This window comes from Bacteroides togonis, assembly GCF_900130135.1.
Lineage (GTDB): Bacteria > Bacteroidota > Bacteroidia > Bacteroidales > Bacteroidaceae > Bacteroides > Bacteroides pullorum.
Genome location: NZ_LT670820.1, coordinates 108,350 through 134,038, shown reverse-complemented (window position 1 = coordinate 134,038; position 25,689 = coordinate 108,350). Strand labels below are relative to the sequence as shown.

The 25,689-nt window shown below is 44.7% G+C and carries 22 protein-coding genes and 1 pseudogene; 12 read left to right on the top strand and 11 right to left on the bottom strand.

What is annotated here, in order from left to right; genetic code table 11:
• Positions 1–30: 30 nt before the first annotated feature.
• The 5 genes from BQ8005_RS00675 to BQ8005_RS00655 all read left to right on the top strand — a co-directional run bounded on the left by BQ8005_RS00675 (position 31) and on the right by BQ8005_RS00655 (position 5,199).
• A complete protein-coding gene (locus BQ8005_RS00675; RefSeq protein WP_075316735.1) occupies positions 31–1,257 on the top strand; it encodes an efflux RND transporter periplasmic adaptor subunit in 1,227 nt (408 codons plus the stop codon).
• 14 nt (positions 1,258–1,271) lie between these two features.
• Positions 1,272–2,018 (top strand): ABC transporter ATP-binding protein, encoded by a 747-nt coding sequence (locus BQ8005_RS00670; RefSeq protein ID WP_075316734.1) that lies wholly within the window; start codon positions 1,272–1,274, stop codon positions 2,016–2,018.
• A gap of 21 nt (positions 2,019–2,039) precedes the next feature.
• Positions 2,040–3,260, top strand: coding sequence for an ABC transporter permease (locus BQ8005_RS00665; protein ID WP_075316733.1), 1,221 nt, complete (start codon positions 2,040–2,042; stop codon positions 3,258–3,260).
• A 143-nt stretch (positions 3,261–3,403) separates the two neighbouring features.
• Positions 3,404–4,492, top strand: a complete 1,089-nt coding sequence (locus BQ8005_RS00660; RefSeq protein ID WP_394334107.1) for a sensor histidine kinase — start codon at positions 3,404–3,406, stop codon at positions 4,490–4,492.
• Positions 4,493–4,497: 5 nt separating this feature from the next.
• The gene (locus BQ8005_RS00655; RefSeq protein WP_021847309.1) at positions 4,498–5,199 is read left to right on the top strand and encodes a LytR/AlgR family response regulator transcription factor; all 702 of its coding nucleotides are present in this window, start codon (positions 4,498–4,500) and stop codon (positions 5,197–5,199) included.
• Between the two features lie 746 nt (positions 5,200–5,945).
• Here BQ8005_RS00655 and BQ8005_RS00650 read toward each other — a convergent pair.
• The 7 genes from BQ8005_RS00650 to BQ8005_RS00625 are packed head-to-tail and all read right to left on the bottom strand — an operon-like array spanning position 5,946 to position 12,474.
• The gene (locus BQ8005_RS00650; protein WP_008654408.1) at positions 5,946–6,230 is read right to left on the bottom strand and encodes a helix-turn-helix domain-containing protein; all 285 of its coding nucleotides are present in this window, start codon (positions 6,228–6,230) and stop codon (positions 5,946–5,948) included.
• Positions 6,231–6,255: 25 nt separating this feature from the next.
• A complete protein-coding gene (locus tag BQ8005_RS17870) occupies positions 6,256–6,603 on the bottom strand; it encodes a winged helix-turn-helix transcriptional regulator (protein ID WP_394334088.1) in 348 nt (115 codons plus the stop codon).
• Complete coding sequence (locus tag BQ8005_RS17865; protein WP_394334087.1) at positions 6,581–7,183, bottom strand: RNA-binding domain-containing protein; 603 nt, start codon at positions 7,181–7,183, stop codon at positions 6,581–6,583. Before BQ8005_RS17865 ends, BQ8005_RS17870 begins: the two co-directional genes overlap by 23 nt.
• A gap of 4 nt (positions 7,184–7,187) precedes the next feature.
• On the bottom strand, positions 7,188–8,240 hold the full coding sequence (locus BQ8005_RS00640) for a DUF1848 domain-containing protein (protein ID WP_008654410.1): 1,053 nt from the start codon (positions 8,238–8,240) through the stop codon (positions 7,188–7,190).
• Entirely contained in the window at positions 8,230–10,545 is a 2,316-nt protein-coding gene (locus tag BQ8005_RS00635) for a hypothetical protein (protein ID WP_008654411.1), read from the bottom strand. Before BQ8005_RS00635 ends, BQ8005_RS00640 begins: the two co-directional genes overlap by 11 nt.
• A gap of 2 nt (positions 10,546–10,547) precedes the next feature.
• Positions 10,548–11,660, bottom strand: coding sequence for an ATP-binding domain-containing protein (locus BQ8005_RS00630; RefSeq protein ID WP_075316732.1), 1,113 nt, complete (start codon positions 11,658–11,660; stop codon positions 10,548–10,550).
• Positions 11,638–12,474: a hypothetical protein gene (locus tag BQ8005_RS00625; protein ID WP_008654417.1), complete on the bottom strand. Its 837-nt coding sequence runs from the start codon at positions 12,472–12,474 to the stop codon at positions 11,638–11,640. Before BQ8005_RS00625 ends, BQ8005_RS00630 begins: the two co-directional genes overlap by 23 nt.
• 1,192 nt (positions 12,475–13,666) lie before the next feature.
• Here BQ8005_RS00625 and BQ8005_RS17555 point away from each other — a divergent pair.
• Positions 13,667–13,780, top strand: a pseudogene (locus tag BQ8005_RS17555) (helix-turn-helix domain-containing protein); the annotation flags it as partial.
• 120 nt (positions 13,781–13,900) lie between these two features.
• Here the strand turns inward: BQ8005_RS17555 and BQ8005_RS00615 are convergent.
• Both BQ8005_RS00615 and BQ8005_RS00610 read right to left on the bottom strand, forming a co-directional pair.
• Positions 13,901–14,212: a virulence RhuM family protein gene (locus tag BQ8005_RS00615; protein WP_008654419.1), complete on the bottom strand. Its 312-nt coding sequence runs from the start codon at positions 14,210–14,212 to the stop codon at positions 13,901–13,903.
• A gap of 12 nt (positions 14,213–14,224) precedes the next feature.
• Positions 14,225–15,460 (bottom strand): site-specific integrase, encoded by a 1,236-nt coding sequence (locus BQ8005_RS00610; RefSeq protein WP_008654421.1) that lies wholly within the window; start codon positions 15,458–15,460, stop codon positions 14,225–14,227.
• Between the two features lie 379 nt (positions 15,461–15,839).
• Here BQ8005_RS00610 and BQ8005_RS00605 point away from each other — a divergent pair, with 379 nt between their 5' ends.
• Positions 15,840–16,706 carry an endonuclease/exonuclease/phosphatase family protein gene (locus tag BQ8005_RS00605; protein WP_075316731.1) on the top strand — a complete coding sequence of 289 codons (867 nt, stop codon included), beginning with the start codon at positions 15,840–15,842 and terminating at the stop codon, positions 16,704–16,706.
• Between the two features lie 1,068 nt (positions 16,707–17,774).
• On the opposite strand, the gene BQ8005_RS00600 is transcribed toward BQ8005_RS00605, so the two are convergent.
• On the bottom strand, positions 17,775–18,443 hold the full coding sequence (locus BQ8005_RS00600; protein WP_075316730.1) for a bifunctional 4-hydroxy-2-oxoglutarate aldolase/2-dehydro-3-deoxy-phosphogluconate aldolase: 669 nt from the start codon (positions 18,441–18,443) through the stop codon (positions 17,775–17,777).
• A 41-nt stretch (positions 18,444–18,484) separates the two neighbouring features.
• Entirely contained in the window at positions 18,485–19,510 is a 1,026-nt protein-coding gene (locus BQ8005_RS00595) for a sugar kinase (protein ID WP_075316729.1), read from the bottom strand.
• Positions 19,511–19,792: 282 nt separating this feature from the next.
• On the opposite strand from BQ8005_RS00595, the gene BQ8005_RS00590 reads away from it, so the two are divergent.
• From BQ8005_RS00590 to BQ8005_RS00570, 5 genes are all read left to right on the top strand, one after another.
• Positions 19,793–20,848 carry a LacI family DNA-binding transcriptional regulator gene (locus BQ8005_RS00590; RefSeq protein WP_075316728.1) on the top strand — a complete coding sequence of 352 codons (1,056 nt, stop codon included), beginning with the start codon at positions 19,793–19,795 and terminating at the stop codon, positions 20,846–20,848.
• Positions 20,849–20,874: 26 nt separating this feature from the next.
• A complete protein-coding gene (locus BQ8005_RS00585) occupies positions 20,875–22,365 on the top strand; it encodes a UxaA family hydrolase (protein ID WP_075316727.1) in 1,491 nt (496 codons plus the stop codon).
• Between the two features lie 78 nt (positions 22,366–22,443).
• A complete protein-coding gene (locus BQ8005_RS00580) occupies positions 22,444–23,736 on the top strand; it encodes a Na+/H+ antiporter NhaC family protein (RefSeq protein WP_075316726.1) in 1,293 nt (430 codons plus the stop codon).
• A gap of 141 nt (positions 23,737–23,877) precedes the next feature.
• Positions 23,878–24,432 (top strand): 30S ribosomal protein S16, encoded by a 555-nt coding sequence (locus BQ8005_RS00575; RefSeq protein WP_021847318.1) that lies wholly within the window; start codon positions 23,878–23,880, stop codon positions 24,430–24,432.
• A gap of 146 nt (positions 24,433–24,578) precedes the next feature.
• Entirely contained in the window at positions 24,579–25,676 is a 1,098-nt protein-coding gene (locus BQ8005_RS00570; RefSeq protein ID WP_075316725.1) for a TlpA disulfide reductase family protein, read from the top strand.
• Positions 25,677–25,689 lie beyond the last annotated feature (13 nt).

Genomic DNA, 25,689 nt, shown 5'->3' with positions numbered 1-25,689 from the left:
TAGAAAACAATCAAAATTTAGATTTAGAATATGAACAAGAAGAAAATCATCAGCCTCACGGCAGGCGTCATCATCGTAGCCGGAGCAGCCATATGGCTGTTCGGAGGAAGCAGCCGGAAGCAGCAGGTCACCTATGAGATGGTCAAGGTAGGACCGGCGGACATCTCGAACTTCGTCACCGCTACCGGAACCATCGAACCCGTCACCGAAGTCGAAGTAGGTACACAGGTCAGTGGTATCATCGACAAAATTTATGTAGACTACAACACCATCGTCAAGGAAGGACAGCTCATCGCCCTGATGGATAAGGTAACATTGGAAAGCGAGCTGGCTTCCTCACAAGCTACCTACGACGGTGCCAAAGCCGAATACGAGTATCAGAAGAAAAACTATGAACGCAACAAAGGACTGAAAGCCAAGAACCTCATTAGCGACACCGATTACGAACAGTCCGAATATAACTACCTGAAGGCAAAGAGCACTTTCGACAGCAGCAAGGCAGCCTTGGCCAAGGCTGAACGAAACCTGTCGTATGCTACCATCACCTCGCCCATCGACGGCGTAGTCATCAGCAAGGATGTGGAAGAAGGACAGACCGTAGCTTCCGGCTTCGAAACTCCGACCCTCTTCACCATTGCCGCCGACTTGACACAGATGCAGGTAGTGGCCGACGTTGACGAAGCCGATATAGGCGGCGTAGAACTGGGCCAACGTGTGGAGTTTACCGTAGACGCCTACCCCAACGATACCTTCCAGGGCGAAGTTACGCAGATCCGCCTGGGCGAAGCCTCCTCATCGACCAGCACTACCAGTAGCACGACGGTAGTCACCTATGAAGTTGTCATTTCGGCTCCCAATCCTGACCTGAAACTGAAGCCTCGTCTGACAGCCAACATCACTATCTACACGCTAGACAAACGTGGTGTGAACAGTGTACCTGCCGCTACCCTGCGCTTCACCCCCGCCCGTCCCATTGTAGGAGCTGATGCCGTCATCAACGACTGCGAAGGTGAACACAAGCTGTGGACCAAGGAAGGCAATGTCTTCACTGCCCACCCCGTCAGCACAGGTATCAGTAACGGAAGCTACACTGAAATAACAGGCGGCATCGAAGCCGGAACAGAAGTCATCTGCGAGGCCAACATCACCCGCGGCGCTCAACCCGAAGCCGAACTCGAAGCCGGCGAACGCAGCCCCTTCATGCCTGGCCCTCCGGGAAACGACAAGAAAAAGAGCAGCAGTAACGGCAAACAATAAAAAAAGAAACAGCCATGAACAAAGTTGTCATCGAACTTCAGAACATCAAACGCAATTTCCAGGTGGGCGATGAAACGGTACATGCTCTGCGTGGCGTTTCATTCACCATCCGCGAAGGCGAGTTTGTTACCATCATGGGAACGTCGGGATCGGGCAAGTCCACCCTGCTCAACACCCTGGGCTGCCTCGATACTCCTACCAGTGGCGAATACCTGCTGGACGGCATTGCCGTGCGTACCATGTCCAAGCCGCAGCGTGCCATCCTGCGCAACCGCAAGATAGGCTTCGTCTTCCAGAACTACAACCTTCTGCCGAAAACCACTGCTGTAGAAAACGTGGAATTGCCGCTGATGTACAACCCTTCAGTCTCGGCCGCCGAACGCCGCCGCAGGGCCATCGACGCCCTGGTGGCCGTCGGTCTGGGCGACCGACTGGAGCACAAATCCAACCAAATGTCCGGCGGACAGATGCAGCGTGTGGCCATTGCCCGTGCACTGGTCAACAATCCCGCCGTCATCCTGGCCGACGAAGCGACAGGTAACCTCGATACACGAACTTCGTTCGAAATCCTGGTCCTCTTCCAGAAGCTTCATGCCGAAGGACGTACCATCATCTTCGTCACCCACAATCCTGAAATAGCCCAGTACAGCAGCCGCAACATTACCCTGCGCGACGGACAAGTAAAGGATGACCGCGTAAACCCGAACATCCTGAATGCAGCCGAAGCACTGGCCGCCCTCCCCGTCCCCGAAGAGGACTGAATCTAAAAAGCAAGTAACATTATGAACGGAACAAATTTATTCAAAATAGCCTTGCGTGCTCTTTCCAACAACAAGTTGCGCGCCTTCCTCACCATGCTGGGCATCATCATCGGTGTGGCCTCCGTCATCACGATGCTGGCCATTGGCCAAGGCTCGAAGAAGAGCATCCAGGCACAAATCTCCGAGATGGGTTCAAACATGATCATGATCCATCCGGGAGGTGAACGCAGAGGAGGTGTCCGCATGGATCCCAGCGAAATGCAGACTTTGAAGCTGACAGACTATGAATCGTTACGCAACGAAACGACTTTTCTCTCGGCTATCAGTCCTAACGTATCGAGCAGCGGACAACTCATTGCCGGTAACAACAACTATCCCTCCTCGGTAAGTGGTGTAGGCACAGAGTATCTGGAGATACGTCAGCTGACGGTCGAAGAAGGCGAAATGTTCACCGAAGCCGATATCCAGGTATCCGCCAAGGTCTGTGTCATCGGAAAGACGATCGTAGACAACCTCTTCCCTGACGGTACCGACCCCATCGGACGTATCATCCGTTTCAATCAAGTCCCCCTGCGCGTGGTAGGTGTCCTCAAAAGCAAAGGCTACAACTCCATGGGCATGGACCAGGACGACGTCGTACTGGCTCCCTATACCACCGTGATGAAACGACTGCTGACCCAGACTTATCTGGAAGGCATTTTCGCCTCGGCCCTCTCTGAAGACATGACCGACTATGCCACGGAAGAAGTCAACACCATCCTGCGACGCAACCACAAACTGCGCGAAACGGACGAAGACGACTTCACCATCCGCAGCCAACAGGAGCTGAGCTCCATGCTCAACACCACGACCGACCTGATGACCACCCTGCTGGCCTGCATCGCAGGCATCTCGCTCGTCGTAGGTGGTATCGGTATCATGAATATCATGTACGTCTCCGTCACAGAGCGTACCCGAGAAATCGGTCTGCGCATGTCCGTCGGCGCCCGTGGCATCGACATCTTGTCGCAGTTCCTCATCGAAGCCATCCTCATCAGTATCACAGGTGGTATCATCGGTGTACTCATCGGATGCGGCGCGTCGTTCATCGTCAAGAACGTAGCCCACTGGCCCATCTTCATCCAGCCTTGGAGTGTCATCCTTTCGTTCGCTGTCTGCACCGTCACCGGCGTGTTCTTCGGATGGTATCCTGCCAAGAAGGCTGCTTGTCTCGACCCGATCGAAGCTATCCGCTACGAATAAGACGCTTTACAGGCATGGATTGTACGGACTCTCACGAATAAAGCTCCTCCTTTATCACGTATATCCGTATCATCCATGCCTTCAAATAATTCTTCATTCTTCATGATTAATTCTTCATTTAATCTTATCTTTGTCCCACTATGATAAAACAAAACCTGTCACAACGCCCCTATCTCGTCGAAGCCTTAACCCACATCATTGGCTGGGGTATCGTCTTCGGCTTCCCGTTCCTCATGATGAGCCGGAGCGGGTTCAATATCACATGGACCAGCTATCTGCGCCATGGATGTATCGTTCCCCTTTCGTTTCTCATTATTTTTTACCTAAATTACTGTCTGCTCATCCCTCGGTATTTATTTAGGAATCATGTCAAAACCTATCTTACACTCAATGTCTTATGCATCTTGCTCATCGCAACCGGATCGCATTTTTGGCAGGAATTTATCATGGTACATCCTGATACCCTCCGTCCCATAAAACGGCCTGACGGACCCCCAAAATGGATTTTCTTCCTGCGTGATATTTTCTCGATGATACTCACTGTGGGACTCAGCGCAGCCATCCGCATGAGTCGGCGTTGGGCTGCCAATGAGAATGCACGTCGGGAAGCCGAGCAACAACGTACTGAAGCTGAACTGAAGAATCTGCGCAGTCAGCTCAACCCTCACTTCCTGCTCAACACGCTCAACAATATCTATGCCCTCATTGCCTTCGATGCCGACAAGGCACAACAGGCAGTACAGGAACTGAGCCGTCTGTTACGTCACGTACTTTACGACAATCAGCAGAATCTCGTTCCCCTCAACAAGGAAATGGACTTTATCCGCAACTATATTGCCTTAATGCGTATCCGGCTGGCAGCCAATGTCACGGTAGAAACCCACTTCGACATCGGGCCTGAGAACCGTACGGAGATAGCCCCGCTTATCTTTATCTCCCTCATCGAAAACGCCTTCAAGCACGGCATCTCGCCCACCGAACCCAGTTATATCCGCATACGATTCAGCCAGACTGACAACTGCGTTTGCTGCGAAATTATCAACAGCTATCACCCCAAGTCGCAAACCGACAAGAGTGGAAGTGGCATCGGACTGGAACAAGTACGTCGTCGCCTCGAACTCTCCTACCCCGGCCGCTACACCTGGAAACAGGGAATTGACGAAACCGGAAAAGAATACCATTCGACACTTACCATTGAATGTTATCCCACTAACGAACTTCAAAACGAATAAAAGATATGAAACTGAAATGTGCCATTGTAGACGATGAACCCTTGGCTCTCGGCCTGCTAGAAAGCTATGTGGAAAAAACCCCTTTCCTCGAACTGACAGGGAAATATTCCAGTGCCGTACAAGCCATGAAAGAACTTCCTGAGAAACAAACCGACCTTCTCTTTCTTGACATCCAGATGCCCGAACTGAATGGACTCGAGTTTTCCAAAATGGTAGATTCGCGTACCCGTATCATCTTCACGACCGCCTTCGAACAGTATGCGCTGGATGGCTACAAGGTAAACGCACTGGACTATCTGCTCAAGCCTATCTCCTATACCGACTTTCTCCAGGCTGCCAACAAGGCCGTACGCTGGTTCGAACTCCTCAACCAACCCCACGACGAAATCACTTCCATCTTCGTCAAAAGCGACTATAAACTGGTACAGATCGAACTGGACAACATCCTTTACGTAGAAGGCCTCAAAGACTACGTCAAGATATACGAAGAAGGCAACCAACGCCCCATCCTGTCCCTCATGAGCATGAAGGCTATGGAAGAGCTGTTACCGGCCTCCCGTTTCATGCGCGTCCACCGTTCCTACATCGTACAAAAGAGCAAAATACGTATCATCGACCGAGGCCGCATCATCTTCGGTAAAACCAGTATTCCTGTCAGTGAAAGCTACAAGGCCGCTTTTCAGGAATACCTCGACCGCAGAAGTTGAAGTGCCCACACTATCAACTTTTTAGCTATCCATACTTGATATTCCGAAAATAAATCGTATATTTGCGGACAAATAGAACAATGGAGTTGTGAAACTCTTCAATAGAATAGTTTAGTTAAGTCTAGTTTAGTTTTTGTTAGGCACTTCCACGTCAGGAAGTGCCTATTTTTATTATTAATAATCAAGCGATTACGCTGAAAACAGTCCTAGCTACCCGAACAGACCGGTTACCAATCAACTTTGTTCCCCTATTCTGAAGCAAAATCGAACTTACCGATAAGATTTATCAATAGTATTATGGGATTATATACAAAATATCGTATTTTTGCTGCATGAAATTACGAAAAATATCTAAGTGATTGAAAATGAATTATAATTACCAACTCATAGTAGTAATAGGTTACGGATTAGTTAGTTATCTGCTGTTGTATTCTTCTACGCGTTATGTAACCTTCAAAGAACTCTTCGTATGCAAAAGTAGTATATTAATGGCTATACTGAAATAAAAATCCAGCTTTTTAAGCTCCGCAGACAAGTATTCTCGTAAAAGCGAATTTAGATGCGGGAACATCATCGTCAACGAATTTGACGACCTTGTTCCTCTCTTTTTTACTTATGCCACAAACAGTGTTTTTGCGGCTGTTACCTATTGATGTTTTTTATCAGTTTCCTTTAATCTAGAAAGGAAGTCAGAGGTAACATGTAAAGTTTATAAAATGACACCATAAAATACTTATAATTTGTGGTTACAATGAGATGCTTGACTGAGCCACTTTAATAGCATCCCACTTTAATTCTTCTTCATCCTCAACAGCATCAAGAACTTTATCTGCAACCCAAAGGGTGAGAAGTTCTTTTTCATCAACATTAAAATAGTTTGCTATTTGAACAACTTGGGTGCGTTTGGCACGTCTATCACCTCTTTCAATTTTTGAAAACATAGGGGTGTCAATCTCAAGAAAAGATGCTAGTTGTCTTTGCAGTACTCCATTCTCAAGTCTTAGTTCTTTTATCTTTTGTCCTAACAACATATTAAATATCTTTTTAGCTATTGATTTATACTATAATTTCCCAATGACCGCCTTTATTAGGTCCAATTCTCTTCACAACTCCAGTGTCTTGAAGGTGTTTAATATTAGTTGCTATCCAACGACGAGATACTCCAATTTTTTCTGCTATCTCAGAAAGAGTAATATTAGGATTATTTCTAATCTCTTTAATGATTTGCAGTGCAGTTTCTGGTGCACTTTGTAGTGCAGTTTCTGGTGCACTTTGTAGTGCAGTTTTTAATGAACCACGTTTAGAAACTTTTAATGAGCCATCTTTATGCGCAATGTCAGCAATAATATTTCCAGCTGCTTCATGACATGGAATTGTTATTCTAAAAAAAGGTTCGTTCTTCATCAGTAACCACATTAGCTCGTGGTGAACCATTATTCATCAAAACATTCTGAATAGTAGGAATACCAGTACTACGACCTTCAGTCAAATCGAGTTCTTTAAGATATTCTCCGAGTCTGCGATTACGATATCGCTTTGATACTAAAACTTCACATCTTGAAATATCAGCTGCAGATATACTCCTGTCAGGACCGCCAACATTCTGTATGGTAATTCCTTGCGGTTCTATGGTGATAACCACTGGTTCCCATTCACGATAATCTCTATGATATAGTGAATTTGTTACACTCTCTTCCAATGCTTGATATGGATATGAGAAAAACTTTTGGCTCCGGTTGCTATCCAATATTCCATCTATCATTTCTGTAGGGATTCCATTTACAGGACGAATAGCTACACCTGTTGCTTCGTCTGTATCAACACCAACCACTATATAACCACCTCTAAGATCGTCAAAATCATTGGCAAATGCACATACACTATGGTATATGCTTGCCGGATTCCATCCCTTTTTAAACTCTATTCGGTTGGATTCTATTTTCTGCTTATTCAGAAGATCGTCTATATTTATTGCAAGTGCCATATTTCTAACCGATTATACTCTCTGAATTATCGTTATGTTTCCCTTTGTTTTTCAAAACTAGTTCCTTACTCGTATTGGCATAACAATATACACAAAAATGACGGCAAGTATTATACATGCCTATATCTTTGCTTACCATACATCCGCATACCTTACGTTGGCCAGAATCCTTTACTTTCTTTTCCTTATTAGGTAAAGGTGGCAATTGACCGAACATATCACGTTCAGGCCATTTCAACGTATGGAGATAATAAACCAATTCTTCATCATCTGCAAAAATTCTTTTCATTAGTTCTCCATCAATGCAACGATTATGTTCTATGCCATATCCTTCGAGTTCAACCTCCTCACCACAAGTGGCCATAGTTATATTCCAACCTTCTGATTTCCACGCCTCTTTAATTTTAACAAGACCATCAACAACTTCACGACGTTGAGATTCTGTCATTTCAGCGGATTCAACATCCTCTTTTGTAAAGCAAGCAGTTTCTTTGATAAGGTTATTCTGTACTTTACGATAAGCTTTGACATCTACAAAACTAAACACTAGTTTGTCCGTATAACCTTTTAGAAGATTGCCTATATGCCAAATCCTTTTTAGCAGTTCTCGAGGAGTTATCAGCTTGGTTACTATTAGGGGATCAAATCGCCAAATGACTTTCTCCTTTCCAATCATGTTGGATAGTTTCTTGAAAGTATCAATCCTTTCTTCAATAGACGGGACATTTGGCTCAAATCCTTCATTTATATAATCGTTGAGAGTAAATTGAAAATAATAATGAATTCCACGTTCATCAAGTTTGTGCAAATATGGCAATATCGGTTTGGGATTCTTGGTCCAAAAAACAATAACCTTACAATTCTTAAAAGAAATGTACATTGGCTGTTGATTGAACGGATTGTACCATACACAATAACCTTTTGTCAAACGGTTGAAAAACCATTTGGCATAAAAGGCTGGAATATCTGTAGAACGGCTTGCTGAAATAATGACAGGGGCTGTTGCCTCAACAATCTCCCCAAAGTCCGTACGGATAGATATTTTTTCAGATACCATATAGTCTTAAAATATGATCTATGATTTTGTTGATAGGGATATTTGCATAAATATCTGCAAGCCATTGCATTTTTTTATTGCGTGGCTTGAGTCTATTATCCATGTATGCCCTTAGTCTTTCAAGAACACGCCTGTTAGATCTGTCATGATCTGCATAGTGACCCGGAACAATCTCCTTTTTTTTATTATCGTAGTATGTTTTATTATGATTATCTACGAACCATTCCATATCCTCGATAAATTGTCTATTAGCACGAGAATCTGAAATTAAGGCTGCGCATTCATAAATCCATGATTTATTATCGAGGATGGATTTTTCAAAACGTGAGATAGACTGTTTATCCTTTATAGGAATGGATGTATCGTATTCCTGCTCTTTTTTAACATTTTCAGTCTGATTATTTCCTGATAAAGCATTCATAACAGTTTGAGTGGTTTGTTGTAATCCATCCATAAAACCATCAAACAACCCTCTTTCTTTTTTTTCAGGGCCTTGTTTTTTTGTAGGTTCACCAATAAATTGATCATAGTTTGGAACATAATGTTCTTGCATTCTTTTCCATGCCGTACTAGGTCCATTTTTAGTTGGTTTCCAGCCTTTAAAATTATTCAATATGGTTAGAAAAACGTAATGGTCTTGATTGTCACCATTTTGGGCAAGAGCTTCTTCAAGTGATGTAAGAAGTTTCTGCTTATCTCTTTTGATTATCGACACAGCATATTTTCTAATGTCATTTTGCCACTCTCTAAGATTTTGTTTCTCTGTATTCTCAAGAGAAATGTTTTGTACGTTCTTTTCGATAGGGTGGTTCTCTTGCTTCTTTTGTTCTATAGTAGATGAACTGTTAGAAGTTTCAGGAATGCTCTTATCAAAAAGTTGCCCATACATTTCACGATAAACTTTGGATACATAATTTGATTCCTTGTTAAGGAGCAAATCTGTAAAATCACGAGTAAGATTTGCGAATCCATTAAGAACACCATAAAATGCAAAAGCGATACGATAATCATACATACCTTTACTCTGCATAAAGTTCAGAAGCTGTTCCCACTCATCACCTTTAATCAAAATAGCAGAAATAGAAGATAATAACCCATTATCCCATGGTTGATTAAATTCTTCACCGCGTACATGGCGACGAAGTTGATTGAGATATGTTCTAATAGGACTATTATCCCACTCTATTCCAATTATGTTTTTAGCAGACTTTGTTATTTCATCCGAAAGTCCTTCTTTGATAGAGTTAACCTTTCCGTTGAATGATTTAGAACAGAATACATCATTTGTCCAACTAGTAAACAACTTGGATAAAAGACTGTCAGTTATTGCTTTTTGTGCAACAACTTTATCCTTTGATGAAACAATTATTTCTCCATCATCAGGATTTAAATTAGTTATAGAAGACTCTATTAAAGCTCTTGCATGAGTAATCTCCCGATTAACCCATGCTACAGATTGGTTATTCTCACCATCTTCTTGAAGCCCATAAATTAACTTGGATCTATTGATAGATGTGAAAACATAGCCATAACGTTTAAAAACACTAAATATTCTATCAACCAATTGTTTATTACCGACCTCTTTTTCTAAATCTGCATAAATTGGGTTCAAACTATCAAGATAGTCAAATAATTCATTTAATCTATTAAGTTGAACATTAGAAGGAACTTTATCATAACTAGACAATACGGAAGAAAAAATGTTTTGAATCTCACGTAAAGAGTCAAGTTTCTGAATATACTCCTTTGTAGATGAAAGGTTTGCTCCTATATAATAGCCATATAAAAGACCTTTCATCTTGTTAATTACATAATCGTCTTCCACATATTTGTTTATATCACCCACCGATATAGAACTTGAGGTTTGAACAATGGGATATGTTCCTTCAAACTGATATACATATATCTTTCGCTTATATAAGCGTACAAGCTTAGTTTCTAGACTACTATCCGACAATGATATGGCAGTCGTTCTGTCTTTTTCACTGAAAAAGATAAATTTAGTCTGCCAAGGATTGAGATATATGGTTCTATCTGTATAGAATATCCCCTCTGCTAGTTGATTAAATATTTCATCAGTATCAATCTCTAACAACATTGGATGATCCTCAATATCAGATATAGGACGTTTAAACATATGAGGTGCGTCATATAGCAATGTCACATATTCTATACAATTCTCTTCAACCGTGAACCAACGAGAATATCCAAACCCCCTTTTATCATAAAAGGCCTTTGGAGACAATGATTCTGTAGAGAGAATATTATTAAAGTTTAAAGAAGTAGTTGGTATATAATATTTCATAATTACAAATCTTCAATTTCGTCAATTTCTGTTGTTTTGTAAAGATCAGGATTTATCTCAGTTAGCGGTGAAGGTAACGCAGAGGTGTACATTACATATAGGTCTCGATAAGTACGAGTCATTGCCACATATAAAGCCTTTCTATCTGATTCATTCCCCGAGAAGTTCTCAATATATGGTAGGAATACAGTTTCAAATTGTAATCCTTTTGCACTATGATAAGTCATTACTTTAGGGTTGGTGGATGTGAAGTTCAGATTGTCTTGGCTATTTCTGAAATCTTCTTTATCGTTGTATCGAAGTTCATAATTTCCTCCCATTGCCCTTAACTTATCATAAACACTCTTTACATAATCATTATCTGGCAAGAGTATTACTACATCTGTCATATTGTTCTTGGCTATAATATCATGAATAGCCTTTATTTGGCTATCTTCGTCACTATATTTCAAGAATCTCGGAACAGCTGTTTCCTTACTTTTATAAGTACTCTCTATAAATGGGGGCAGATCAACACCAACGGATTGAACAACTCGAGCTACAGGTAAAGGAAGCCGATAGTTTCGATACAATTCCCAATTCTTTACCTTCATATTCAAAGGTACTATGGAACTTATCCTATCTACAGGCAAAGTTGTTTTAAAACCTTCAAAAATAGATTGTGCTGTATCACCGAAAAAGAAGAAATTTTTGTGCGTTGCATTCAAGAAATCTTTAATCTCTTCATCGCTAAAATCCTGAATTTCATCAACTATGATATAATCAGCTGATGGCATATATGGAATCATATTCCCATTTTCATCCCTACTATATACCAAAAATCTACCTCTTCTTTCACGTTGATATTTCCACTCTTTATGATAATAGAAATCGTTAGTAAGCCCTAATTCCTGTTTCCCAGAGTTCATGTAATTGCAAAGGGCTTTAGTAAAGACAATAATCTTATAGTTATTACCGAATTCTTTTTGAATTCGTTGAGCTTTGATTAATGCCAAAACAGATTTCCCGCTTCCCGCACAACCAGATACGATACAGGATTTGTCAAGGGTTCCCATAAGAACTTTAATCTGATCGTCATCAAGTTCTGACTCTTTAATCATCCAGTCTTTTTTCATGATGCATATTATTTGGTTTATATATTCTCCACGCAATTTTACTTTTATCATATCTCTTTAATGAATGACTAACAAAAAACTCCTCGTTATATCCTTGATTCCTATCAATAATTGTAACATCACAAATTTCTGATGCTCTATCAAGCATTTTTGTTAACCATTCTTTAGACACTTCATTGTATGTTGTAATGTCAGCAATACAAACTATACCTCTTTCCGAAAGTTTTGGTAAAAAAGTATTTATGACATGTTCATATGGATTTCTTTCTTCAAATTGTTTCTTTGTTACAAACTCACAGACAGCTTTAAAAGTTATAATAAAGTCGTATTTTTGAGTTATTACATCTGTAACAACATCCATATCATAAAAATCATCTATAATGATGGGCATCAATCGACTTTCAATTTTTAAACCTGTTGCCGAAGCAGCTTCATCTAATATGACTTCAAGACATCTTAATTCATGTACATTCCCATCTAATGCACGAAGTTCAATTGTTCCTATATTAGGGAGCATTTCTGAAACAGCAACAATAAATCCAATTATTTCTCCTCCTGTTCCACAGCCAAAATCAAACAATGAAATCGATGTTTTAGTTTCATATTGATGTTTAAACTTTGAAAAATATTTTAAGAAAATGCAGTAAGATTCCGCGAAACTTCTCGGGAAATAAGTACCTAAATAAGTTAAGACCTCATCTTTCTCCCATTCCAATACAACAAGATCCTTATTCCTTCTACTATATTTAGCAGAAAGAACTTTAAATATTAGATCATCAATCCATTTAGGAAGTATAACGGATTTATTATCCATAAAACTTTTCTCTTATCTAGTGTCTTCTTTTTGAATTGTCAATATTTGAACACAAATATATAAAAAGGACTGTAGACTCAAGAGGAAATCTTCAAAAAACTGCAATTCTTTTGTGAAAAAAATGTTTTCCTACAAAACAGCAATTTGTTATTGTTTGAATGATATCATACCATTATCATGCTTCTTCTCACTTCACGGCAAATAAGAAGACGAACTACCTCATATGGGTTGCGGCATTCACAAAGATGAAATGCGTTCCACATTAAGAATATTGTCGAATAAAATAGTTAATGAAGATTGATTTGCCGCTTTCATACAGAATTGAAGATTTCCATTCACGCTTTAGTGAATTTGCGCATAAGCAGTTCATCACATATTAGGTGCATTGGTGAAACTATGTTCCAAATGGTTGATGATTGACGACAGTACCTCATGAAATCATTGAATATGTAAGTCACCGAATCATTGAATATGCAGTTATCCGCTGAACCGGATAACCGTTTCGGCAAATGTTTGCCGGTTTGAATTTTCGGGTATTGGACTATGTCATTTCTCATATCTTTAAATCACTGTTTTTTTTGAATCACGATACAAATAAACATGGAAACAATGGAAGTTGTATCACTTCCCGGACAATTGGCAGCATGTTGCGCTGATAGGCAGCAATTAGCTTACTTAATATATTATTCCACAACCGTTTATCATCGTAACTTTGCCCTCGAACGGCAGGGTTTCCCGCAACGGGTGAAGCCGTGGGTCTGAAGTTTTCCTTTCCAATCCGTCCCCGACGGATTTTTGTTGGCTCCAGCCAACAGCAAGATGTCTTTTCAGCGGCTCAAAATGATTTGAGCATCCCTGAAAAGCACTTGCCCTTACAGGGGGTAGGATTCCTCTCCGGAGTCGGGAAGCCTGAAGAACCCGCGGTAAGCATATCCCCATAGCAGAGTTTGTGCCGCATAACGAACTATATTAATAAGCAAATAAAATGAGAACAAAAATGCCGCCATAAGCTATCTCGTTTGACGGGTAGAAACGCCCCCATCTACCTAGGGTACATCTGGTTTAATAACAACAAATGCCAGTCAAACTCTGATACAGATTCTAAAAACTCTATTTGGCTGGCCAAAAAGAAATAGTCTTATCCTGCGCTTTCACCCTATTCTTGTCTTGAAATGGAAGCACTACAAGAAATCAGGAATACCGTAACGAACTGCTGCCTTATACCATTTTAGGTGGAAAGGCGCTGTATCCCGAATCGGAAATGCGTGAGGTGCTGGAAGCGAACTATCGGAAACCTTTCAGATAGCCTCCGACCAAAAGCAAGAACGGACAGCCGTTATCCGGTTGTCCGTTCTTGCTTGCGTTTGTTCCGTTCTCAGCAATGGCCTCCTTTGGCTATCGGCACAAACAACATATAGGTATCTCTCTACTCTTTGGCGTACGCTTTCCGTAAAAGCCACGAACGGAACACATGGGTATAATAGGTATTCAGGCGGAACGCTATCGGTATAATGATTTCAAGGGAATAGACATCGGCATTCAGACCGTTTTCCAACCGGACATACCGGCACACCTCAAAGTCATTCAGCACGTCCGTTTTCAGGATTGCCCGGATAGCCGCATTTACCGCTGTTGTTGCCACATTGAACAGTTCTCCGATTTCCCATGCCATCATCCATACATCGTTACCGGTTACGATTACCGATTTTCCTTCTATGGTAATGATATTTCGTTTCATGATTCTTCTTTTTTAGATGTTGCATCCTTTGAACTCTTCTATGCTGCCAAGACGTGCGACAAGATTTTCCATATCCTGATTGAGCTTTTCTTTTGTAATCTTCGCATAGATTTGCGTTGTCTTGATGCTCTTGTGTCCGAGCATCGAACTCACCGTTTCAATAGGTACGCCGTTTGACAGGAATACCGTTGTCGCCGCCGTGTGGCGGCTCTGGTGCCATGTAAGGTGTTTCGTGATACCGCACCGTTTGGCTACGGCACGTATTCCATACAAGCAGGTCATGTAATGAGGGACAGGGAATATCCTTCCGTCCCCACACAGTCCGCGGTATTTTTCTATGATTTTTCGGGGCAGGTCCAGCAGGCGGATATTCGATTCCACGCCCGTCTTCTGGCGGTTGATGTTTATCCACTCATGGTTGTCGAAGTATGTACGGACATTTTCCTCTCGCAGATTGCGCATATCGGAGAATGACAACCCCGTGAACGCACAGAACAGATACAGGTCACGGTAAAGCTCCTGTTTGGCGTTTTTCAGTTTGCCGTCCATCAGCATACGGATTTCCTCTTTCGTGAGAAACCCTCTTGTCGTTTCCTCTTTCTTGATTTCATATTCACGGAACGGGTCGCGTGTCAGCCATTCATTGTTAATGGCAATGAACACCATTGTCCGTAACGGACACACATAAAGCCAGACCGTATTGGTACAGCAGTGCTTGTCCGTACGGAGAAACATTTCAAAATCGGAGATAAATGCCGGAGTAAGTTCCTTCAGGGCAATATCCTTCACATGGTAGCGGATATTCAGGAACTCTTGCAGGTGCTTGTAAACGACCAGATATTTTGAAAGCGTGGCTTTGGCTTTCATGCCGGCTTCCACCTGCTTTGCATAATCCTCGTTGTGCTGGCGGAACACCTGCATCAGTGTATGGCAGCGGTGTTCCAGTCCGAGAAAGGCATTCTTCACTTTTTCAGCCGTCACAAAATTGTCACGCTCCATGATTTCCTGATAGTGCCTGTTGATGCTCACACGCATCTTGTCAAGCAGGCGGTTCGTTTCAAGTGCGGCAGAACTTCTTCCCGTGACACGTCCGCCTTTCGTGTCCCACAATCTGGGATCGACCGAAAGTTTGCTGCTGAATTGCGTCTGCGTTCCGTCCACTGTGATACGTCCCATAACCGGTACTGTACCGTCTTTCTTCACTGCCTGTTTTTTCAGGTAGAAGATAACTGAAAATGTACTCTTCATCGTTCTAATTTTTTTTGGTTTCAAATTTAGTTCGTGAAGAATCCTTCGTCGCTACGCAAATCATTGAGGAATACTGCAATTCTCGTTCATGCCGTATTTTCTTGCGTGAGTTGTTAATAACTCACTGGAAGTTAATGCTTTCTATATTCTTTCAACCTCGTCATAACCTGTTTTGGGCATGGTCACGAATTGGTAACGCTGCGATGTCCTAACTTGGCTTTTTCATTGCTTTTTCTGTCTTTCATTTTTTCAAGCCATCTTCCTAAAACACCTATCTGCCAATAACTTTGCTACATTCTTCTATTTATCACTTTATATTCGTAACTTTGCTTGGATATACAACAAACTATCAAAAACAGAACAAAAAACTAAAAACGCTATGATCAAAAAGATTGGATTATTATTACTGGGAGTAAGTTGTTTCCTGTCTGCATGCACAAACAAGAAGGAAACATTAAACCTTAAATGGGCAACCATGAACATCAGACTGGATAATCCAGCCGACAGCATGGACAACTGGAAATACAGAAAAGACACTGTGGCCCAATTTATCAAAGAACAGGGACTTGACATTGTAGGTATGCAGGAGGTACTTCATAACCAGCTGACAGACCTCAAAGAAAGACTTCCTGAATACACAGAGGTGGGAGTGGGACGCGAGGACGGAGCCACCAAAGGTGAATATACTCCGATATTCTTCAAAAAAGACAAATTTGAAGTACTCGACAGCAATACCTTCTGGTTGTCCCAATACCCGGACAGCGCAGGATTCATCGGATGGGACGGTGCATGTCCACGTATCGCCACATGGGTAAAACTTAAATACAAGAAAACGGGAAAAGTATTCATGGCGATAAACACACACTTCGACCATGTAGGAGGAGAAGCGAGGAACAAAGGTGCTCTGCTTATCATCGATCGAATCAAAGAACTGGCTGGAAATGAACCTGCAGTACTGACTGGAGATTTTAATGTCAACAACAAGTCGGACGCATACAATACCCTTACTAAAAATACATTTGTACTTAAAGACGCATTCCAAATAGCAGACAAGAAATCTGGTGTAGACTATACATACCATAGCTTTGGAAGAAGAGAAAAAAGCCAACGTGAAATGATCGATTTCATATTCGTTACTCCACAAATCAAAGTGAACAGCGTGCTTATTCCTGAAGAACCGACCAGAGGCACCGGAGTTACGTTCCTGTCGGATCACAATCCGCAGATTGCTGAAATTGAATTATAATCCGAAAAAAGCGGATTGAATACATCCTTTAAAATATACCCTCCTTATCAAACCTGTCTTGAACATTTGATAAGGAGGGTATTTCTTTTTTTGCTCCCTAAAATAGAGCAAAAAAAAACGGAGCTTTTCACAAAGTCCCGTTTTCAGTTTTCAATAGGTATTAGTTTTTTTTTAAGGTAAAAAGATTGTTTTCAGGATAACGGTGCAAATATAGGCCCTTTTCGTTTGACAAGCCAAATAAAAAAGTATGTCCTATAACATGTTTTCTTAATTTTTTTTGCCTTTATTAGGATTTGTAAATTACCGTCGGCAACCAGAGAAATAAATGGGCAACACTCCCCTTCAGAAAGGTTCCAAACGGGATTTATGCCCGGTTTTTCAGTTTTCAAATATAGTTTTCTTTTTCGGATTAGCCAAAATTCCAGGCAACTTATTCCTGTTTTATAATCTATATATGGCCATTCCTCCCAATTAAAGATGGGGATTCCAAAGTAGGCAATGGCGATGCTAAAGTGGATAGTTACGACGCTAAAGTGGGTAGTTACGGAGCTAAAGTAGGTAGTTATAGCCTACAGAAACAGACATAAAAAAAACGAGTCAGTTCTCACGAACTACTCGCCTCGGCGTAAGAAAAGCCCTAAGGCTTTTCTTTTGTTTTACATCATCTTGTTATCCAAAAATCAATCTTAAAAATTTTACATCAAAAAAAAATCTAATACGCTATGAAAACTCTAACTAAATAGCCTATGAAAAAAATTCTCTTTAGTACTTAACTAATTTACCTATGAAAACTGCGGTTTCACAACCACGATGCAAAGGTATGAATTCTTCTGTAATCAGCAATACGGCAGGCTCAAAAACCGCCAATCTATAACATCTTTTTCAAGTTCGACAGGATTGTTTACAATATTCATCAAAAAACAAACCACCGAAGCGCTCGAGAGAGTGCTCCGATGGTTGTCCCCTTAAACACCTTTAAACAAAATGAATATCGCATTTTCCCTTTCGGCTTTGCAACAGATTTCCGAAACCCACTGCTAACCTACACGGGACTGATACGTCAAAAAATTACTTTCTTGCTTCGGCAATGTAGCCCAAAGCTTCCTTGCACTTCTCAGTGACATAGGCCCAGTCCTCAGCAGCTACCTTGTCCTTCGGGAAGAGCTTGGATCCCATACCTACGCAGAATACGCCGGCCTTGATCCAAGAAGTCAGGTTTTCCTGAGTAGGCTCTACACCACCAGTCACCATCAGTTTGGACCAGGGCATCGGAGCCAGCAGACCTTTCACGAGTTTCGGACCAAGTACATCGCCCGGGAATACTTTGCAGAGGTCGCAGCCTACTTCCTGTGCGAAACCTACTTCAGATACGCTACCGCAACCCGGAGTATAAGCTACCAGACGACGGTTACAGATCTTTGCTATTTCGGGGTTGAACAGCGGACCTACGATGAAATTGGCCCCCAGCTGAAGGTAAAGAGCTACCGTAGCAGGATCAACGATGGAGCCTACACCCATAGCCATTTCAGGACATTCCTTGGCTGCGAACTTCACAACCTCGGCGAATACTTCGTGAGCGAAGTCGCCACGGTTTGTAAACTCGAAAGCGCGGACACCGCCGTCATAACATGCCTTTACCACTTTCTTTGCTACTTCTGCATCCTTGTGATAGAACACAGGTACCATGCCGGTCGAACCAATCTTGTTCAATACGGCTATCTTATCGAATTTTGCCATGATCTTCTTGATTTAATTTACGATAAATGATTGATGAATGTTTATCTCTGTACACGTCCGCTGGCATCGCCACCTGCCAAAGCTTCTACTTCTTCTGCAGAAACAAGGTTGAAGTCGCCGTTGATAGTGTGCTTCAAAGCAGAAGCAGCTACAGCAAATTCGAGGGCAGCACCCTGATTGGGCTTCGTCAGCAAGCCGTGGATGATACCGCCAGAGAAGGAGTCGCCACCACCAACACGGTCGATGATCGGGTTGATGTCATAGCGCTTAGACTCATAGAATTCCTCACCGTTGTAAATCATAGCCTTCCAGCCGTTGTGTGTAGCCGAGAAGGATTCGCGCAGCGTAGAGATAACATACTTGAAACCGAATTCCTGGGCCATGGCCTTGAAGATGCCCTTGTAGCCTTCGGCGTCGGTCTTTCCACCCTCAACGTCAGCATCGGGTTTGAAGCCCAGACAGAGTTCGGCGTCTTCTTCGTTACCGATACATACGTCTACATACTTCATCAGCGGCTTCATGATAGACTGAGCTTTTTCCTTTGTCCAAAGTTTCTTGCGGAAGTTCAGGTCGACAGAAACAGTCACACCGTGACGCTTGGCAGCTTCGCAAGCCAGACGAGTCAGCTCGGCAGCCTTATCAGAAATGGCCGGCGTGATGCCCGACCAGTGGAACCAGTCAGCACCTTCCATGATAGCATCGAAATCGAAATCGGAAGGATCAGCTTCGGCTATAGCAGAATGGGCACGGTCGTAAATCACCTTGCTGGGGCGCATGGATGCACCGGTCTCCAGATAGTAGATACCTACACGGTCGCCGCCACGGGCAATGAAGTCTGTCTTCACACCATACTTGCGCAGTGCGTTGACAGCCGACTGACCGATTTCGTGTTTCGGCAATTTAGTTACAAAATAGGCATCGTGTCCATAGTTGGCGCAACTTACAGCTACGTTGGCTTCGCCACCACCGTATACAACATCAAAAGAGTCAGACTGTACAAAACGAGTATTGCCCGGAGTAGACAATCTCAACATGATCTCACCAAGGGTTACGACTTTCTTTCCCATAATCTTTCTATCTTTTAATAAGTAATGAATAATAGTTTTCTTTCAATTTATAACTTTCGCGTTACAAATACATATAATTGCTTGAAAATATGCAAGTAAGGTCTAAAACCGGCCATATCTCACATCTTTCGTGTGCGGGCACAAAGATACAACAATTTTTGGAATACAAAAAATTATTATATATTTGTGTCGAAAATATTAAGATTATTATTGTGTACGTACACAAAGACGACAAACAAGGTCCGTCAGACAGGTATATCACGGTAAAAGGTAACTGAACAGATGAGCAGAATCAGAATCAAAGACATAGCACAGATGGCCGACGTTTCGGTGGGCACGGTAGACCGCGTCCTGCATGGCCGCAGCGGTGTATCCGAGTCCAGCCGCAAGCGCGTGGAGGAAATACTGAAACAACTGGACTATCAGCCCAACATGTATGCCAGCGCACTGGCCACCAACAAAAACTACACTTACGCCTGCCTGCTGCCCCAACACGAAGCCAGTGAATACTGGACAGCTGTGGAGGCCGGCATCCGGGAAGCAACCGCCACTTACTCGGACTTCAACATCCAGGCACACCTGTCCCACTACGATCCGTACGACTACCACTCCTTCGAGCAGGCGTCCCAACAAATCGTAGACATGCAGCCCGACGGGGTACTCTTTGCCCCCACTGTTCCCCAGTACACCCAACCGTTTACTGACGCACTGAACCACCTGAATATACCTTATATATATATAGACTCAAACATCAAGGAGCAGCCGGCCCTTTCTTTCTTCGGGCAGAACTCACACCAAAGCGGACACTTTGCCGCCCGCATGCTGATGCTTCTGGCCGGAAAAGACGCACAGGAAATTGCCATCTTCCGCAAGATAAACGAAGGCATCGTAGGCTCCAACCAGCAGGAAAGACGCGAAATAGGTTTCCGGGAATACATGAAGCAGAACCACCCGGCCTGCCACATCTGGGAACTCAACCTTCACGCCAAACGCGACAGTGAAGACACGCAGATGCTGGACGACTTCTTTGCCGCACATCCTACGCTAAAAAACGGCATCACTTTCAACTCGAAGGCCTACATCATCGGCGAATACCTGCAGAAAAAGCAGCTGACAGATTTCAATCTTGTAGGCTACGACCTGCTGCAACGCAACGTCGAATGCCTGAAGCAGGGAAGCATCTTCTTCCTGATAGCCCAGCAACCCACTTTGCAAGGCTTCAACGGCATCAAGTACCTCTGTGACCACCTCATTCTGAAGAAAGAAGTACCACACGTCAACTTCATGCCTATCGACCTGCTGACCAAGGAAAACATTGACTTCTACTACAACCGATAACGAACTAACTAATTTAAAAAGGCATTATGAATACAAAGTACCTGAAAATCAATCCGGCCGACAACGTTGCGGTAGCCATCCTGCCTCTGAAGGCCGGCGAAACCATCACGGTGGACGGACAGGACATCACACTGAACGAAGACATACCCGCCGGACATAAATTTGCATTGAAAGATCTGGCTGAAGGCGAAAACGTCATCAAATACGGATACCCCATCGGACATGCACGCGAAGCCCGGAAGCAGGGTGACTGGATGAACGAAAACAATATCAAGACCAACCTGGCCGGCCTGCTGGACTACACCTACAATCCTGTAGACGCCAGTCTGGACATTGCAGACCGGAAACTGACTTTCAAAGGCTATCGCCGTAAAAACGGTGATGTAGGTGTCCGCAACGAGATATGGATCATCCCCACTGTGGGCTGCGTAAACGGCATTGCCAACCAGCTGGCTGAAAACCTGCGCAAAGAGACCGGCTGTAGCGGCGTGGATGCCATCATGGCTTACCCGCATAACTATGGTTGCTCCCAGCTGGGCGACGACCACGAGAATACCAAGAAAATCCTGCGCGACATGGTACTTCACCCCAATGCGGGTGCCGTACTCGTAGTCAGCCTGGGATGCGAAAACAACCAGCCCGACGTATTCCGCGAGTTCCTGGGCGACTACGACCACGACCGCGTGAAGTTCATGGTTACCCAGAAAGTAGACGACGAATTCGAGGAAGGCATGAAGCTGCTGCGCGAACTCTACACCAAGGCTTCGCAGGATGTACGCGAAGACGTGCCCTTGAGCGAACTGCGTGTCGGCCTGAAGTGCGGTGGTTCCGACGGCTTCTCGGGTATCACGGCCAATCCGTTGCTCGGCATGTTCTCCGACTTCCTCGTGGCACAGGGCGGTACAACCGTACTGACCGAAGTACCCGAAATGTTCGGTGCGGAAACCATCCTGATGAACCGCTGCCGCAACCGCGAACTGTTCGACCAGACCGTGAAGCTCATCAACGACTTCAAGGAATACTTCCTGAGCCACGGCGAACCCGTCGGCGAAAACCCCTCGCCGGGCAACAAGGCGGGCGGTATCTCCACCCTGGAAGACAAAGCCCTGGGCTGTACGCAGAAGTGCGGCAAGAGCTATGTCGAAGGCGTATTGTCTTACGGTGAACGCCTGAAAGTGAAGGGCCTCAACCTGCTCTCTGCCCCTGGTAATGACCTCGTGGCCGCTACAGCTCTGGCTTCGTGTGGTTGCCACATGGTACTCTTCACCACCGGACGCGGAACCCCCTTCGGTACCTATGTGCCCACCATGAAGATCTCGACCAACTCCAACCTGGCCAATCACAAGCCGGGCTGGATCGACTTCAATGCCGGTGTCATTCTGGAAGACGAACCGATGGAACAGACTTGCGAACGCTTCATCGACTACATCATCCGTGTGGCCAGTGGCGAACCGGTAAACAACGAGAAGAAAGGCTACAAAGAAATAGCCATCTTCAAGAATGGCGTAACGCTTTAAAGGATCATAGACTGTGGATAATGGATAATGAAACGTCGTTATCCATTATCCTTTTTTATCAATAACCCTTCCTTACTTATGCAAGAAACCACCCAACCCAGGCAGGGAAGCTGGTGGGCACTCAGCCCGCTCGCCGTGTTCCTCTGCCTCTACCTCGTGACGTCGTTGCTGATGAACGACTTCTACAAGATGCCCATCACCGTGGCCTTCCTGTTCTCGTCGTGCTATGCCGTAGCCATCACCCGCAGCCTGAAGCTGGAGGAGCGCATCTACCAGTTCTCTCTCGGAGCCAGCAACAAGAACATCCTGATGATGATCTGGATCTTCGTACTGGCCGGTGCCTTCGCCCAAAGCGCCAAGCAGATGGGAGCCATCGATGCCACCGTCAACCTGACCCTCCACATCCTGCCGGATAACTTGTTGCTGGCAGGCATCTTTCTGGCCGCCTGCTTCATCTCTCTTTCCATCGGCACCAGCGTGGGCACCATCGTGGCCCTGACGCCTGTAGCTGTCGGCCTGGCGGAAAAGACCGGTGTCGACCTGGCCTACATGACGGCTATCGTAGTGGGTGGTTCGTTCTTTGGGGACAACCTTTCGTTCATCTCCGACACCACCATCGCTTCGACACGAACACAGGACTGCGTGATGACGGACAAGTTCCGCGTCAATTGCCTCATTGTCGTACCGGCGGCCCTGATTGTGCTGGGCGTCTACATCTTCCAGGGACTGAACGTCAGCGCACCACCGCAGACAGAGAGCATCCAGTGGCTCAAGGTCCTCCCCTACCTGGTCGTACTGGGCACTGCCGTAGCGGGCGTCAACGTCATGCTGGTCCTGATGCTGGGCATCGTGTCTACCGGCTTCATCGGCTTCCTGACGGGTATGTCGTTCTTCGACTGGTTCGGAGCCATGGGCTCGGGCATCACCGGCATGGGCGAACTCATCATCATCACACTGCTGGCAGGTGGCATGCTCGAACTGATACGCTACAACGGTGGTATCGACTTCATCATCTCCCGACTCACCCGCCACGTCAAGGGCAAGCGGGGTGCCGAACTGAGCATTGCCGCTCTGGTAAGCATTGCCAACCTCTGCACCGCCAACAACACCATCGCCATCATCACCACCGGTCCCATCGCCCGCGACATAGCCTTACGGTTCCACCTGGATCGCCGCAAGACGGCCAGCATCCTCGACACCTTCTCGTGTCTGACGCAAGGACTCATTCCCTACGGAGCCCAGATGCTCATCGCGGCAGGCCTGGCGTCCATCTCGCCCCTGAGTATCATCGGCAACCTCTACTACCCCTTCTGCATGGGACTTTTTGCCTTGCTGTCCATCTTGTTGAGGTATCCGAAGAAATATTCCTGATGACCGGTCGCAATGTCCGCAGCCCACGCATTCCACACATTTTCTGTGCATTTGCTTGGCGGTCAAAAAGAAAATGCTTACCTTTGCGCCCGCTATTACGAGTTAGTAGCATAATTCAAATCATTAAACTAATAAACATTTATGGCAACAAAAATCAGATTGCAAAGACATGGACGTAAGAGCTACGCTTTCTACTCCATCGTAATTGCTGACGTAAGAGCACCACGTGATGGTAGATTTATTGAAAAAATCGGTACTTACAACCCGAACACGAATCCTGCCACAGTAGATTTGAACTTTGAACGCGCACTGAAGTGGGTGATGAATGGCGCACAACCCACCGACACTGTCCGTAACATCCTTTCTCGTGAAGGTGTCTACATGAAGAAACACCTGCTGGGCGGTGTAGCTAAAGGCGCATTCGGTGAAGCGGAAGCAGAAGCCAAGTTCGAAGCCTGGAAGAACAACAAGCAGAGCGGACTGGCCGCACTGAAGGCTAAGCAGGACGAAGCCAAGAAGGCTGAAGCCAAAGCACGCCTCGATGCTGAGAAGAAGGTAAACGAAGCTAAAGCTAAAATCGTAGCCGAGAAGAAGGCTGCTGAAGCTGCTGCCAAAGCTGCTGAAGAAGCTGCTAAGGCTGCTGAAGAAGCCCCCGAAGCTCCTGCTGCTGAAGCTGAAACTCCCGCAGCCGAATAAAAAAACATTAATATACTTATTTCAAACAAACAAGAAAGAGGACGCGTCTTCCGGACACGTCCTCTTTTCTTTTGCAGACTTCCCGATAAAATCTGAAATCTTTTCCGTACCTTTGCCCCAATTACATTTAAATCCATAACAAAACAATGAAAAAGTTTACTTACCTACTCGCCGCAGCCGCCGTAATGGCAGCCTGTAACGGCAACAAGGGTTACACCGTAACCGGTACTGTAGAAGGAGCCGCCGACGGCGACACCGTATACCTGAAAATGGCAGAAGGCCGCCAGCTCGTCAGCCTCGACTCTGCTGTCATCGCCAATGGAACATTCACCTTCAAAGGTGTACAAGACACCGTTGCCAACCGCTATATCACGTATGCCGCACAGGACAAGGAACCGCTAATGATCGACTTCTTCCTCGAAAACGGACAAATCAACATCAACCTGACGCGCGACAACGATTCGGCCACCGGTACTCCGAACAACGACATCTACCAGACTATCCGTACCCAGCTCAACGGCCTGAACGGACAAATCATGGCTATCTACGAATCAATGGCCAACGACACAACCCTCACCGAAGAGCAGCGTAACGCCAAAGGCAGCGAAATCGAAGCCTTGCAAGACAAGTCTGTCAGCATCCTGAAAGACGCCATCAGCCAAAACATCACCAATGCCGTAGGTGTCCACCTGCTGAAACAGAACTTCTACTACATGGAGCTTGAAGAACTGGATCCGCTGATGCCTCAAATCCCCGCTACGTATGACAACGACGAGGCCATCGTCAAGATCAAGGCAAACGTAGAAAAGATGAAAGCTACCGCCGTAGGCCAGAAGTTCACCGACTTCGAGATGCAGACTCCCGAAGGCAAGACTGTGAAGCTGTCCGACTACGTAGGCAAAGGCAAAGTGGTACTCGTTGATTTCTGGGCAAGCTGGTGCGGTCCCTGCCGTCGCGAGATGCCCAACCTGGTAGAAGCCTACAAGCTCTACAAGGACAAGAACTTTGAAATCGTAGGTGTATCACTCGACCAGAGCGGTGAAGCCTGGCAAGCTGCCATCAAACAGCTGAACATCACCTGGCCTCAGATGTCCGACCTGAAATACTGGAACTGCGAAGGTGCCAAACTGTATGCCGTAAGCAGCATTCCTCACACTGTCCTGATCGACGGCGAAGGCACCATCATCGCACGTGGCCTCCACGGCGAAGGCTTACAGGAAAAGCTGGCCGAAGTTCTGAAATAATCATTTTCGACAT